This window comes from Hymenobacter gelipurpurascens, from assembly GCF_900187375.1.
In the GTDB taxonomy this organism is placed as follows: Bacteria; Bacteroidota; Bacteroidia; order Cytophagales; family Hymenobacteraceae; genus Hymenobacter; species Hymenobacter gelipurpurascens.
In genome coordinates, this window is sequence record NZ_FYEW01000002.1 from 109,926 (window position 1) to 122,156 (window position 12,231).

The 12,231-nt window shown below is 55.8% G+C and carries 12 protein-coding genes; 8 read left to right on the forward strand and 4 right to left on the reverse strand.

All coding sequences use genetic code 11. The annotated features are described in order from the left end of the window. Positions 1 to 87: 87 nt before the first annotated feature. From CFT68_RS12280 to lepB, 5 genes are all read left to right on the forward strand, one after another. A complete protein-coding gene (locus CFT68_RS12280) occupies positions 88 to 1,044 on the forward strand; it encodes a ParB/RepB/Spo0J family partition protein (protein WP_088843856.1) in 957 nt (318 codons plus the stop codon). A 74-nt stretch (positions 1,045 to 1,118) separates the two neighbouring features. Next, positions 1,119 to 1,661, forward strand: coding sequence for a DUF5683 domain-containing protein (locus CFT68_RS22425; protein ID WP_088843857.1), 543 nt, complete (start codon positions 1,119 to 1,121; stop codon positions 1,659 to 1,661). A 12-nt stretch (positions 1,662 to 1,673) separates the two neighbouring features. Further along, positions 1,674 to 2,336, forward strand: a complete 663-nt coding sequence (locus CFT68_RS12290) for a DUF5683 domain-containing protein (RefSeq protein WP_088843858.1) — start codon at positions 1,674 to 1,676, stop codon at positions 2,334 to 2,336. 17 nt (positions 2,337 to 2,353) lie between these two features. Next, the gene (dapB, locus tag CFT68_RS12295; RefSeq protein WP_088843859.1) at positions 2,354 to 3,073 is read left to right on the forward strand and encodes a 4-hydroxy-tetrahydrodipicolinate reductase; all 720 of its coding nucleotides are present in this window, start codon (positions 2,354 to 2,356) and stop codon (positions 3,071 to 3,073) included. A 215-nt stretch (positions 3,074 to 3,288) separates the two neighbouring features. Continuing rightward, complete coding sequence (gene lepB, locus CFT68_RS12300; protein ID WP_088843860.1) at positions 3,289 to 4,518, forward strand: signal peptidase I; 1,230 nt, start codon at positions 3,289 to 3,291, stop codon at positions 4,516 to 4,518. A 90-nt stretch (positions 4,519 to 4,608) separates the two neighbouring features. Here the strand turns inward: lepB and CFT68_RS12305 are convergent, their stop codons facing one another. Continuing rightward, positions 4,609 to 5,274, reverse strand: a complete 666-nt coding sequence (locus CFT68_RS12305) for a uracil-DNA glycosylase (RefSeq protein ID WP_088843861.1) — start codon at positions 5,272 to 5,274, stop codon at positions 4,609 to 4,611. Positions 5,275 to 5,386: 112 nt separating this feature from the next. Between CFT68_RS12305 and apaG the strand changes: the two genes are divergently transcribed. Both apaG and CFT68_RS12315 read left to right on the forward strand, forming a co-directional pair. Next, positions 5,387 to 5,773 (forward strand): Co2+/Mg2+ efflux protein ApaG, encoded by a 387-nt coding sequence (gene apaG / locus CFT68_RS12310; RefSeq protein ID WP_088843862.1) that lies wholly within the window; start codon positions 5,387 to 5,389, stop codon positions 5,771 to 5,773. A 214-nt stretch (positions 5,774 to 5,987) separates the two neighbouring features. Continuing rightward, positions 5,988 to 6,818 carry an O-methyltransferase gene (locus CFT68_RS12315; protein WP_088843863.1) on the forward strand — a complete coding sequence of 277 codons (831 nt, stop codon included), beginning with the start codon at positions 5,988 to 5,990 and terminating at the stop codon, positions 6,816 to 6,818. Between the two features lie 66 nt (positions 6,819 to 6,884). Here the strand turns inward: CFT68_RS12315 and kdsA are convergent, their stop codons facing one another. Both kdsA and CFT68_RS12325 read right to left on the reverse strand, forming a co-directional pair. After that, positions 6,885 to 7,709, reverse strand: a complete 825-nt coding sequence (gene kdsA / locus CFT68_RS12320) for a 3-deoxy-8-phosphooctulonate synthase (protein ID WP_088843864.1) — start codon at positions 7,707 to 7,709, stop codon at positions 6,885 to 6,887. A gap of 109 nt (positions 7,710 to 7,818) precedes the next feature. Then, positions 7,819 to 8,421, reverse strand: coding sequence for a class I SAM-dependent methyltransferase (locus CFT68_RS12325; protein WP_088843865.1), 603 nt, complete (start codon positions 8,419 to 8,421; stop codon positions 7,819 to 7,821). A 112-nt stretch (positions 8,422 to 8,533) separates the two neighbouring features. Here CFT68_RS12325 and CFT68_RS12330 point away from each other — a divergent pair, with 112 nt between their 5' ends. Next, the gene (locus CFT68_RS12330) at positions 8,534 to 9,484 is read left to right on the forward strand and encodes a hypothetical protein (RefSeq protein WP_088843866.1); all 951 of its coding nucleotides are present in this window, start codon (positions 8,534 to 8,536) and stop codon (positions 9,482 to 9,484) included. Positions 9,485 to 9,571: 87 nt separating this feature from the next. Here CFT68_RS12330 and cphA read toward each other — a convergent pair whose 3' ends face one another. Then, on the reverse strand, positions 9,572 to 12,211 hold the full coding sequence (cphA, locus tag CFT68_RS12335; protein WP_088843867.1) for a cyanophycin synthetase: 2,640 nt from the start codon (positions 12,209 to 12,211) through the stop codon (positions 9,572 to 9,574). Positions 12,212 to 12,231: the final 20 nt, after the last annotated feature.

The following is a 12,231-nucleotide window of genomic DNA, read 5'->3' on the forward strand; positions in this document are numbered from 1 at the left end:
ACAAAAATATCCCAGTCATCCCGACCGTTTGTGTATTTTTGAATCTCGCTTTCGTCCGTCACTACTGGGCGAGGGCTGTTTGCAGGTATGTCAGAGAAGAACGAAGAGAAATCTACGCCGGCAACGGCATCCGTAGCGGCGAAGCGCAAAATAGGTGGCCTAGGCCGGGGCCTCAACGCCTTGATTGAAGGCAGCTACGAGAAAAAAGGCGAGCGGCTAGGCCTGGTGCCTCACCCCGTCAACTCGGTTGGGCTGATTGCAGTGGGCCAGATTGAGGCTAACCCCTACCAGCCCCGTACTCACTTCGACCAGCAGGCCCTCCAGGACTTGGCGGAAAGCATCAAGGTGCAGGGCATTATTCAGCCCGTGACGGTGCGCCAGATGGGCACCAACGTGTACCAGCTGATTTCCGGTGAACGGCGTCTACAGGCCTCCAAACTGGCCGGCCTGGAAGCCATTCCGGCCTACATCCGCAAGGCCGATGACCAGCAGATGCTGGAAATGGCCCTGATTGAAAACATCCAGCGCGAAAATCTCAACGCCATTGAAATAGCCCTGAGCTACCAGCGTCTCGTGAGCGAGTGCAACCTGAAGCAGGAAGAGCTCGGCGACCGGGTGGGCAAGAACCGCTCGACCGTTACGAACTACCTGCGCCTACTCAAGCTCCCGCCCGATATCCAAATAGGCCTACGCGACAGCGTGATCAGCATGGGTCATGCCCGCGCCCTCATCAACATTGAGGATATGGAGCAGCAGCTAGGCCTTTTCCGCCGCATTGTGGACGAGGATTTATCAGTGCGCCGCGTAGAGCAGCTGGTACGCAACGGCGGCTCTACGCCGGCGGAAGGCCAGAAGAAAACCTCGCATCCCACTGAGCCGGTGGTACCGCCCGCGGAGCTACGCCGCACCGAGCGCCATCTGACGGAGCGCTTTGGCAGCCGTGTGATGGTGAAGCCAGGGCCCCAGGGCCGTGGTGAAATCAAGATTGCCTTTGACTCGGTGGAAGATATGCAGCGGATTCTGCACATTCTGCAACCTGCTTAATACTGGCTGCCATGCATGGGCTTCCAAATGCAGTAGCTTCTTTTCTGCTGTTAGCGGCACTGCTGCTAGCTCAAATGGCCCACGCTCAAACGCCTTCTGCGTCAACTGAGAAACTAGCTTGGTGGCCCGTCACTCGCCCGCAGAAGGCAGGCATACTTTCGGCTATACTGCCGGGTGCTGGCCAAGTATACAATGCGCAAGAGTGGAAACTACCTCTCGTATATGGAGCCTTGGCGGGCTCTGCCTACGCAGAAGTCCATTTTTGGCAGCTCTACCAAGAATATAAAAAGGGCTATGAAGCTAGACAACAGTTTGCACTTGGCAATTCAACGGCAATAGATAGAGGGCCTCGTTCGGGTAAAGAGCCGAGCGATGTAGCCCAGCTGTATCGTTTTAAATCTTACCGCACTTCCCGGGATTTGTGGCTAGGGCTTAATGCCGTGATATATGGGCTTCAGATCCTGGATGCTGTCACGATTGCGCACCTTCATGATTTTGACATTAGCGAGAATTTGTCATTTCAATGGCAACCAACTGCGCTGCCAATAGCCTCTTCCGGTTGGGCACCTGGCCTACGAATAGCACTAACTGTTCGCTCTTCTAAGCGCTCATTTTAACCCTTGCCTCGCATGCACCTCAAAGCTAAGTCCCCAGTGCTGCTCGTTTGGCTGGTTACATTCATGCTGATTCTTAACAGCCTGACGGCCCACGCCCAAACCGTAACTGCTGGCCCCGACTCGGCGCGGGTAGCTACCAAAACCGCCGCCGTCAACGACTCGCTGCGTCGTACTGAAAAGCTGCTGGGCTGGCGCGTAACACGCCCCCAGAAAGCTGCGTTGCTAGCGCTGGTATTGCCGGGCTCAGGCCAGATCTACAACCATCAGTATTGGAAGCTGCCGCTAGTATATGGTGGCCTAGGAGGTGTTGGCTACGGGCTGTTCTTTTACCAGTCGCGCTACAAAGAGTATGTAAAAGGCAAGAACGATTTTGTGGATGCTCAGAATGCTGGCTCTCCCATCACTGTTGATCAGCTCTCCGGGTCTGAGGTCAAGAAGGAGCGCTCTATCGCGAATGTGCAGCGGGGCATCATTTTTTATCGACGAAACCGCGATACATTCATTGCTTACACAGCACTGGTATATGGCGTCACGATTCTGGATGCGTTGGTCGCGGCTCACCTGCGCGACTTCGATATCAGCGAAGACCTGAGCATGCGCATGGATCCGGTGCTGCTACCTTCTTCCCTGCGGCAGCCTGCTACTGGCCTAGCCGTCACTTTCACTTTGAAATAACCCCACCCTTTTCTTACATGAAGCTTCTCCTGATTGGCTACGGCAAAATGGGCCGAGCCATCGAGGCGCAGGCTGTGGCTCGCGGCCACCAGATTGCCGGCATCGTAGATCCCGCTCGCCCCGATGTACATATCACCGACTTCACGCCTGCTACTGTTGATGCGGCTATTGAGTTTACCCACCCCGATGCGGCTTTCCAGAACGTGCAGGCTTGCTTGCGCCAGGGCATTCCGCTGGTGTGTGGCTCTACCGGCTGGCTCCATCACTTCCCGGAAGCACAGGCCTTGAGCAAAGAAACGGGCACGCCGCTGTTTTATGCGTCTAACTACAGCGTAGGTGTTAACCTGTTTTTCCACTTCAATGAGTACATCGCGGCCAAAATGCACCAGTTTGGTGGCTACGATGTGCAAGTGCGCGAAATCCATCATACCCAGAAGGTAGACCAGCCCAGCGGAACTGCCCTGACAGCGGCCGAAGGCATTCTGCGTCACTTCCCCAACAAAACCACCTGGCGCAACGAAGCGACGCCAGAACCGAAAGAGTTGGCCATCATCTCGGAGCGTGAAGGCGCAGTGGTAGGCACCCACATCGTGACGTACACCTCCCCCGCCGATAGCATTGAGCTGAAGCACGAAGCGCACTCCCGCGACGGGTTTGTGCAGGGTGCCTTACTGGCGGCCGAGTGGCTCCCGGGCCGCCAAGGCGTGTTCGGCATGAAGGATTTGCTAGGCCTGTAGGTGAAGTGGTGAGTTGGTGAAATAGGGAGTTTGCTGTTATAGTGGCCTAGATCGCGCTACTTGCGCAATGCGTGCCACCAAAACAGCAAACTCCCTATTTCACCAGCTCACCACTTCACCGCCCCCACTGTTTCATTGCATTATTTCGCATCTTCCGGCGTTGAAGCTGGAAGCAGTCGGTAAGTACCGATTGTCCATTTTCTGGCCCTACCACTATGGCTGTACAATCCTGGGAGAAATACCTCGAAAAGAATAAACCGGCTCCGGCTTCCACTTCGACGACGACCTCGAAGCCGAAGAAGCACAAAGGGCCGATCCGGGAATGGGGCGACGCTATCCTGTTTGCCGTGGTAGCTGCCACGCTTATCCGTTGGGCTACGTTTGAGGCCTACACCATCCCGACGCCTTCCATGGAGCACTCACTGCTGGTAGGCGACTACCTGTTCGTGAGCAAGCTGCACTACGGCCCGCGCACGCCCCAGACGCCACTGCAGGTACCGCTCACGCACCAGACTATCTGGGGAACCAGCATCAAGAGCTATTCTGAGGCCATACAGCTACAGAGCCACCGCTTGCCGGGCTTCTCTTCGGTGAAGAACAACGACGTGGTAGTGTTCAACGTGCCCACCGAGGCCGAACACCCCGCTGACCTGCGCACGAACTATATCAAGCGCTGCATCGGTATCCCTGGCGACGTGCTCACGATTGTGAACGGCCAAGTATCGATAAATGGCAAGCCCGCCAAGAACTACCCCGAAATGCAGAGCAGCTATTTCCTGCAGGTACCTCAGGCCAACGATGATCTGATGGACGCCTTCAAGAAATATGGCGTTGTTAACTACGATAACACCGAGACGGGGGAGCCGTTGAGCTACGGTGATGATCCTACGTATGGGCCTGGCTACCAAGTAAGCATGACGCCTGCCGCGGTAGCTTTCTTCAAGCAGCAGCCGTATGTGAAGGGCATTATTGACCTGAAAACGCCGGCTGGTCAGCCGGAGCCCGGCCAGCAGGTGTTCCCCAATAACCCTGATGCCCCCTACAGTCAGCCACTAGCCAACCCGCCCTTCCCCACCTGGAACAAGGACAACTACGGCCCCCTGCAAATCCCGAAGAAAGGCCAGACGGTACAACTCACGGCGCAAAACACGCCGCTGTACCAGAAAATTCTGCTGCGCTATGAGCACAACGACGGCATGACCTTGGACGCCGCCAGTGGTATGATCACGCAGAATGGAAAGCCTGTTACGAGCTATACCTTCAAGCAGGACTATTACTTCATGATGGGCGACAACCGCCACAACTCACTCGACTCCCGCTTCTGGGGCTTTGTTCCCGAAGACCACATCGTGGGCAAAGCAGTGCTTATCTGGCTGTCGGTTGACCCACACGCTTCCTTCTTCAAAAAGATCCGCTGGAACCGCCTCTTCAATCTGGTTGATTAGGTTTCTACTTCGGAAGGATAGCACTCAACGCAAAAGAGCTTGCCCTAAGGCAAGCTCTTTTGCGTTGAGTGTAGGCGTTGATCAGTTAGTTTACCACCTAATGGGCGCTAGGCCGTTCTTCTCCAAATAGGCGTTCGTTTGGCTGAAAGGTTTTGAGCCGAAGAAGCCCCGGTCGGCGGCATAGGGTGAGGGGTGCGCGGCTTTTAGTACTAGGTGCTTTTTGGTGTCAATTATTTCGCCCTTTTTCTGGGCGTAGGCTCCCCAGAGAATGAACACCACGTGTTCTTTTTCCTCGGATATTTTCTGGATTACGGCATCCGTAAATTGCTCCCAGCCTTTCTTCTGGTGGCTCGCCGGCTCACCGGCTCGCACGGTAAGGGTGGCATTCAGCAAGAGCACGCCTTGCTCGGCCCAGCGGTCGAGGTTGCCGTTGGGGGCGGGCGGCGTTTCGGGCAGGTCGCTTTGCAGCTCTTTGAAAATATTCTGCAGCGAAGGAGGCGTCCGGACACCTTCCGCTACGGAGAAGCTCAGTCCGTGCGCCTGCCCTTTTCCGTGATAGGGGTCTTGACCTATAATCACTACTTTCACTTTATCGAACGGGCAGGCGTCGAAGGCGTGAAAAATATTCGGGCCCGGCGGATACACGGTTGCCGTAGCGTACTCGCCTTTCACAAAGGCAATCAGGTGTTGAAAATACGGTTTTTCGAACTCCGCGTGGAGTGCGTTGCGCCAGCTTTCTTCTATCTTTACAGACATACAGGAGTGGATTATTTTTCAGTTGGCTAAGCCTTTTGGTGTCGCGGCTGCGTAGATAAATCAAATTCCCCACACGGCTGTTAGCTTTCTCCCACCCCGGACTTCAGGAGCCATGAATACGACCACAACACAGGGTGTCACCGTCAGCGTAACCACCAACTACCTGCCCGACTATTCGAGCCCAGGTCAGGAACATTACGTCTTTGCCTATAAAATTGATATCCGCAACGACAGCGAGTTTACCGTGAAACTGCTGCGCCGCCACTGGTACATCTACGACGCCAACGGCGTGGTGCGTGAGGTGGAGGGCGAAGGCGTGGTAGGCCAGCAACCCGTGCTGGAGCCCGGCGAGTCGCATCAGTATGTATCCGGCTGCAACCTGAAGTCGGGTTTGGGCAAGATGCGCGGCTCGTATCAGATGGAGCGCCTCATGGATGGCCATGAGTTTGCCGTTGATATTCCGGAGTTTACCCTCGTGGTGCCTTACCGCCTGAACTAGCTTCTCGCACGCCTGAGGCATCTCCAAACAAAGCCTTTCTCTCGTCACCGAATGTTGTTGGCAGGAGAAAGGCCTTTTCTTTGATAAATAGCCTACCTGATTCCGTAGGAAAGGCCGCCACGATCCTGAAAAGGCGTGTAGCTTTGCCTCTTTACTACTCACGCGGGGGTCGGGCCAGTTGGCCAACAGGCCTACGACTCTACTTTCTGCGCTCTTGCTTTTTCAAGTTCTTAGCTACCTCCGGTTTCTGCTCCGTTCCGGCAACACGCACGGGCTGCATTCGCCTTTTGTGTTTGGGCTGTATGCGCATGTGGTGGGGCATACGGGCCATTTTGCGGCCTTTGAGGCCATTGAAACCCGGCGCCAGGAGCTTCTCAGCAGTCAGAAAGCTATCCAGGTGCGTGATTTTGGAGCCGGCTCCCACACGGGCGCAGGCCGCACGCGCCGCCTCCGCGGTATTGCCCGTACGGCCGCCAAGCCTCGCGTGCTGGCCCAGCTGCTTTTCCGGCTAGTCAATCACTTTCAGCCTCGCACGGTACTGGAGTTGGGCACTTCCCTGGGCCTTACCACTGCTTACCTGGCCTCCGCCGATTCCCGGGCGCATGTCCTCACATTTGAGGGTTGCCCACAGACGGCTGAGGTTGCGAGGGAGACATTTAGTGGCTTAGGCCTACACAACGTTGAGCTTGTGGAGGGCAACCTTGATGAAACCCTTGCTCCTGCACTCGCCGCTCTCGCTAGGCCAGTTGATTTCGCCTTTTTTGATGGCAACCACCGCTACGAGCCCACTATGCGCTACTTCGAGCTCATGAACCAGCACCGCACCGAAGACAGTGTCTTCGTGCTGGATGACATTCATTGGTCAGAGGAAATGACGCGGGCCTGGGAAGCCATCAAGCAGCACCCGGAGGTTACGCTGACCATCGATCTGTTCTTTATTGGGCTGGTATTCTTTCGGCGCAAGCAGCCCAAACAACACTTCATCTTGCGCTTTGATAACATGCTAGATAAGCTGGTGGAGAGGACGCGCCGGCTTTCTGCATAAAGTAGCGATACAACAAGAGCCCGCCCTGGTCAGGGCGGGCTCTTGTTGTATCGCGGAAAACGGCGGTTACTTTATGGCCTCCCGCACACGCGTGAGCTTAACAAGCAGCTCCTCCAGCCGGTCCAGCGCCAGCATGTTAGCGCCATCTGATAAGGCGGTGGCAGGCGTCGGGTGCGTTTCGATGAACAGGCCGTCGGCCCCCACGGCAATGGCAGCTTTGGCAATGGTTTCGATGAGGGCGGGCTTGCCACCTGTTACGCCGCTGCTCTGGTTGGGCTGCTGCAAGGAGTGCGTAACGTCCATTACTACGGGCACTCCAAACTCTCGCATCACGGGTAGGTTGCGGAAATCGACTACCAAATCGGAATAGCCGAAGGAGTTGCCGCGGTCGGTGAGGATAACGTGGTCGTTGCCCGACTGGCGCACTTTATCCACGGCAAACTGCATCGACTCGCCCGAGAGAAACTGGCCTTTCTTCACATTCACTACTTTCCCCGTTTTGGCGGCGGCAATCAGCAAATCGGTCTGCCGACACAGGAAAGCCGGAATTTGCAGCACATCGACGTACTGTGCCGCCAGCGCCGCCTCCTCCGACTCGTGAATGTCCGTGACCGTAGGCACGCCAATCTCACGGCCTACTTTCTCTAGAATACGCAACGCCTTTTCGTCGCCGATGCCCGTGTAGGAGTCTAGGCGGGAGCGGTTGGCCTTACGGTAGGAGCCTTTGAAGATGTAGGGAATCTGCAACTTATCGGTCATGTGCTGCACCTTTTCGGCGATGCGCAGGGCCATATCTTCCCCCTCAATTACGCAGGGGCCGGCCATCAGGAAAAACTGACCTGAGTTGGTATTGCGGAAATGCGGTAGGGCGTTGGCGAGAGATTGTAGCATGAAAGTCAGGGGTTGAGATGAAGCCGTTGCTCCACAGAATACGGAGAGTGTAGTAGCGAAGTGGCCTAGGCCACTCTTGCCGCTGGGGCCAAAGCTAGAAGGCTTTGGTCTATTTCCTTCTCAGACATATAAACAGCTCCCGGCCTTGGCGGGGCGTTATGGAATTAGTGGCCGGAGCGAAATGCACGAAATCGAAATACGGCGCGAAGTAGGTGCGGTACTCCTCCGCTGAGCCCCCGAATGGTGGCCCCGGCTGACTGAAGGTCGTATCGAACAACAGGCCTACGAGCGTTCCGCCGGGCCGCAGCAGAAGGGCACACTGCTGGGCGTAGGCCGGGCGAAGGACCGGATCGAGGGCGCAGAAAAAAGTCTGCTCCACCAATAAATCATACGGAGGCGTGGGTTCCAGCGTAAAAAAATCCTGTTGAAGCAAGTGGTCTACCGGAAAACCGGGAACCCGCGTCTGCAAATCGTGCAGCGGCTCGGGAGCCACGTCGGCTACCAATACATTCTTCCAGCCTGCATTATACAGATATTCAGCCTCATACGCACGACCAGCGCCCGGAATGAGAATACGCCGGTCGTCGGGGTGGCCTAGCTGCACAAAATATTCTCGCAGCGGGGGCGTTACCGAACCCGTATCCCAGCCGGTCTGGCCTATTGCGTAGCGTTGCTGCCAATATGTGGCATCGAGGTGAGATTCCGGTTGCATATGGCGGCAGGATTGTACCTTGGGACTTGACTGGGTGCGGAACTCCGTTATTTTTGCCCCAAAGGTAATGCCTCCGTCCGGACTACTCGGACTTCACTAAACCCCTCCTTCCATGGAACAAGACCACAACACCGACGAACCGAAGAACAACAACAAATGGCTCCTGCTCATTGCGCTGGTGCTGCTCTTGGTCGGCATCAACGGTTTTCTGTTCTACATGAATCGGCAGAAGACGCAGCAAAACGAGCAGCTGCAGTCGGAAGTACAGGTGAAAGACACCAAGCTGGAAGAGCAGATCAAACAGTATGAAGCCCTCAAGGCCGATTTTGAGCGCCAGAGCCAGGAAGTACAGGGCATGGGTCTCGCGAATGACTCGCTGCAAGCCAAAATTGCGCAGGTAAACGCCGACCTGCTGCGTCTGCGTTCCTTCAAAGCCGGCAGCTTCAGCATTGCGGAGCAGCGCCGCTACAAGCAGCGCGCTGCTAACTTCGAAAGCCAGTTGCGGAAAAAAGACGAAGAAATTGCGCAGCTGAAAGCTGACAATGAGGCGCTCTACACCGAAACAACCACGCTGAAGGAACGCCAGAACAAACTCACCGACACCATTTCTACGGTAGTTCGCTCCAACCAGGAGCTGTCGGAAAAGGTGACAATTGCCTCACGTCTGCAGGCTGAGAACATCCGCGTAGGTGTTATCAACAGCCGCAACAAAGAGAAAGACGACGACGATAACGAGTTCAAAGCCAAGCGCGTAGAGAAAGTTAAAGTCACGTTCAACCTGGCCCGCAACGACGTATCGCCGAAGGAAACCAAGCAGATCATGATGCGCCTGATTGAGCCCGATGGCGCAGCACTCTACAACCTGAGCACTGGCGGTGGCACGTTCACCATTGATGGCTCGGAGGCTTTCTATACGGCCAAGCAAGACATCGTGTACGACAATACCCGCCAGCCCGTGCAGTTCCTGTACGCCAAAGGCGCCCCCTACAAAGTGGGCCTGCACACCGTAGAGCTCTACGAAGGTGGTGTAATGATCGGTAAGACTACTTTCACGCTCAAGTAGCCAACTCTATCAATCCTCAGTACTAGAAAAGGCCACCCAAGCGGGTGGCCTTTTCTAGTATATGCTTACTTAGTAAGTGGCCTAGGCCTATAAGGCGGTCTTTACCTGTGCTTCGTATTTATCCAGCTGGGCCAAGGTGGCTTTGATATTTTCCGTGAACAGCACAATAACTGAACCCGGCTTTGCATGCGTCAGCACATACTCATTGGCATCGGGTTCGTTTTCGATGTAGGTGATGCGCAAGTCGGGGGCATCCAGGCGCAGGCCCCGCTCCATGATTTCCTTTAGCTGCTCGGCCGTTTTGCCGCGTAAGTCACGGTCTTGGCGCAGAATTACTTCATCGAAAATGCTGCCCGCAATCCTGGCGAAACCCAGCGTATCCTCGTCGCGCCGGTCGCCTAGGCCAGATATTACGCCTACTTTGTGCGTAGCTTCCGTAGCGTTCAGGAACTGGGCAAATTTCCCGATGCCATGCGTATTGTGCGCGTAGTCCACAATCACCTCGAAGTCGGGGAATTTGTACGTGTTCATACGGCCCGGCATTTTGGCTGCCGATGGGACAAACGTGCGCAATGCTAGCTTGATGTCCTCCTTATCGAAGCCGTAGCAGTAGCAAGCTAAAGCCGCCGCCAAGGAGTTTTCGATGTTGAAAGTAGCGCGCCCTCCGAACGTAATCGGGAATTCAGCGGCGCGGTCGATGCGAAGTTTGTAGCTGTTCTTATAAATGGTGATGTACCCCTCTTCGTACACCGCCGCTAGGCCACCGTGCTCAATGTGCTCTTTGATGCGCGGGTTGTCGTCGGTGATGCTGAACAATGCTACGTTGCATTCCAGCTTCTCCCGCATAGCGTACACCAGGTCATCATCGGCGTTGAGTACAGCCCAGCCTTCGGGGCGCACGGTGCGCGGCAGCACGCCTTTCACGGCGGCCATTTCCTCTACCGTATAAATATCCCGTAAGCCTAGGTGGTCGGCCGCCACGTTGGTTACCACGGCCACATCGCAGGTATGGAAGCCAAGGCCCGAGCGAAGCATGCCGCCTCGTGCCGTTTCCAGCACCGCGAAGTTTACCGTCGGGTCTTTCAACACAAACTCGGCGCTTTGCCCGCCGGTGCAGTCGCCGCTCTGCAGCTGCACGCCCTGTATATAAATACCGTTGGTGGTAGTATAGCCTACTTTGTAGCCTTTGGAGGCCACAATATGGGCCATCAACTGCGTAGTAGTTGTTTTACCGTTGGTGCCGGTTACCGCCATAATAGGAATGCGGGCGGTGCTTCCCTGTGGGAACAGCATATCCACCACCGGCGCCGCTACGTTGCGCGGCAAGCCCTGGGTAGGCGCAATGTGCATCCGGAAACCAGGAGCGGCATTTACTTCAATTACGGCCCCGCGTGTTTCGTTCAGGGGAACAGCAATGTCGTTGGTGAGCAAATCAATGCCACAGATATCAAGGCCAACGATGCCCGACACGCGCTCCGCCAACAACACATTGTACGGATGCACCAGGTCGGTTACATCGGTGGCAGTGCCGCCGGTGCTGATGTTCGCGGTGCTCTTCAGATACAGCTCCTGTCCTTGCGGCAATACGGATTCCAGCGTGAGGTCCTGTGCCTTTAGTATTTCCAGCGTATGCTGGTCGGCCTTGATGCTGGTAAGCACTTTTTCGTGGCCTATTCCCCGTCGTGGGTCCTTGTTTACTTCCTCAATGAGCTGCTGTATGGTGCTGGAACCATTGCCCACAACGGCGGCTGGTGTGCGCTTGGCGGCGGCAATGAGCTTACCATTCACTACCAGCAGCCGGTAATCGTGGCCTTCAATGAACTGCTCCACGATGACCGCGCGGGAATACACTTGCGCCGCTTTCAGACCTTCTACTGCCGCTTCCCAGTTCATAATGCGGATAGTAGCACCCTTGCCATGGTTACCGTCCAGGGGCTTCGTCACGATGGGAAAGCCCAGCTCTTCAATGGCGTCGCGTAGACCGTCTTCCGAATACACGGTGGTGCCGTTTGGCACAGGCACACCCGCATCGTTGAGCATGGCCTTTGTCCGATTTTTATTGCCGGCCACTTCTACTCCTGCATGAGAGGTGTAGCTGGTGGTAGTAGCCCAGATACGCTTCTGGTTGACGCCATACCCCAGCTGGATGATGCTGCTATTCTTCAGCTGAATGTAGGGGATGTTGCGGGTGGCAGCCTCTGCCACGATGCTGTACGTGCTAGGGCCAATAAATTCCTCTTCCCTGATTTCGTGCAGCTCATCAATGATAGGCTTCAGGTTCACGGGACGCCCATGGCAAATATCATCCACAAGCTCCACCGCCACTTCGGCAGCCATACGACCCGCACGTTCCTCCTGATAGGCAAACACCACAAACTCCACCCCTTCCTGATGCGCTGGATACGACTTGCCCCAATGTACTTGCATGCCGGCTGTGCGCTGCAGGGCCAGCGCTACGTGCTGAATAACGTGGCCTAGCGGCTCCCCATCAGTCAGTTGCTCCTGGGTTAGCGGAGGGTTTTTCTGAGCCGCTTTACTGGAGGAGTCAACGGGGGGCAGTTGCGCCAGCTCCGGCAGGAGCTCGGGCAATTGCTCGGCTAAAGCAGGAATCGCACTCGACCAGTTGTCGGCCAGGTCCTGCATGTCCACCTTCATCACAATAAGCTTGTAATGCTTAACGGACCAGTAGCTCGGGCCGCGCATCGTGCGGAGGTCAATAATCTTCATGGATGGTCAGGGAGAAAGAA

What these genes read in the sequence shown, in the direction of transcription:
- CFT68_RS12280 (WP_088843856.1), top strand. Translation starts at nt 88, where the DNA reads ATGTCAGAGAAGAACGAAGAGAAATCTACGCCGGCAACGGCATCCGTA.
- CFT68_RS22425 (WP_088843857.1), top strand. Translation starts at nt 1,119, where the DNA reads ATGGCCCACGCTCAAACGCCTTCTGCGTCAACTGAGAAACTAGCTTGG.
- CFT68_RS12290 (WP_088843858.1), top strand. Translation starts at nt 1,674, where the DNA reads ATGCACCTCAAAGCTAAGTCCCCAGTGCTGCTCGTTTGGCTGGTTACA.
- dapB (WP_088843859.1), top strand. Translation starts at nt 2,354, where the DNA reads ATGAAGCTTCTCCTGATTGGCTACGGCAAAATGGGCCGAGCCATCGAG.
- lepB (WP_088843860.1), top strand. Translation starts at nt 3,289, where the DNA reads ATGGCTGTACAATCCTGGGAGAAATACCTCGAAAAGAATAAACCGGCT.
- CFT68_RS12305 (WP_088843861.1), bottom strand. Translation starts at nt 5,274, where the DNA reads ATGTCTGTAAAGATAGAAGAAAGCTGGCGCAACGCACTCCACGCGGAG.
- apaG (WP_088843862.1), top strand. Translation starts at nt 5,387, where the DNA reads ATGAATACGACCACAACACAGGGTGTCACCGTCAGCGTAACCACCAAC.
- kdsA (WP_088843864.1), bottom strand. Translation starts at nt 7,709, where the DNA reads ATGCTACAATCTCTCGCCAACGCCCTACCGCATTTCCGCAATACCAAC.
- CFT68_RS12325 (WP_088843865.1), bottom strand. Translation starts at nt 8,421, where the DNA reads ATGCAACCGGAATCTCACCTCGATGCCACATATTGGCAGCAACGCTAC.
- CFT68_RS12330 (WP_088843866.1), top strand. Translation starts at nt 8,534, where the DNA reads ATGGAACAAGACCACAACACCGACGAACCGAAGAACAACAACAAATGG.
- cphA (WP_088843867.1), bottom strand. Translation starts at nt 12,211, where the DNA reads ATGAAGATTATTGACCTCCGCACGATGCGCGGCCCGAGCTACTGGTCC.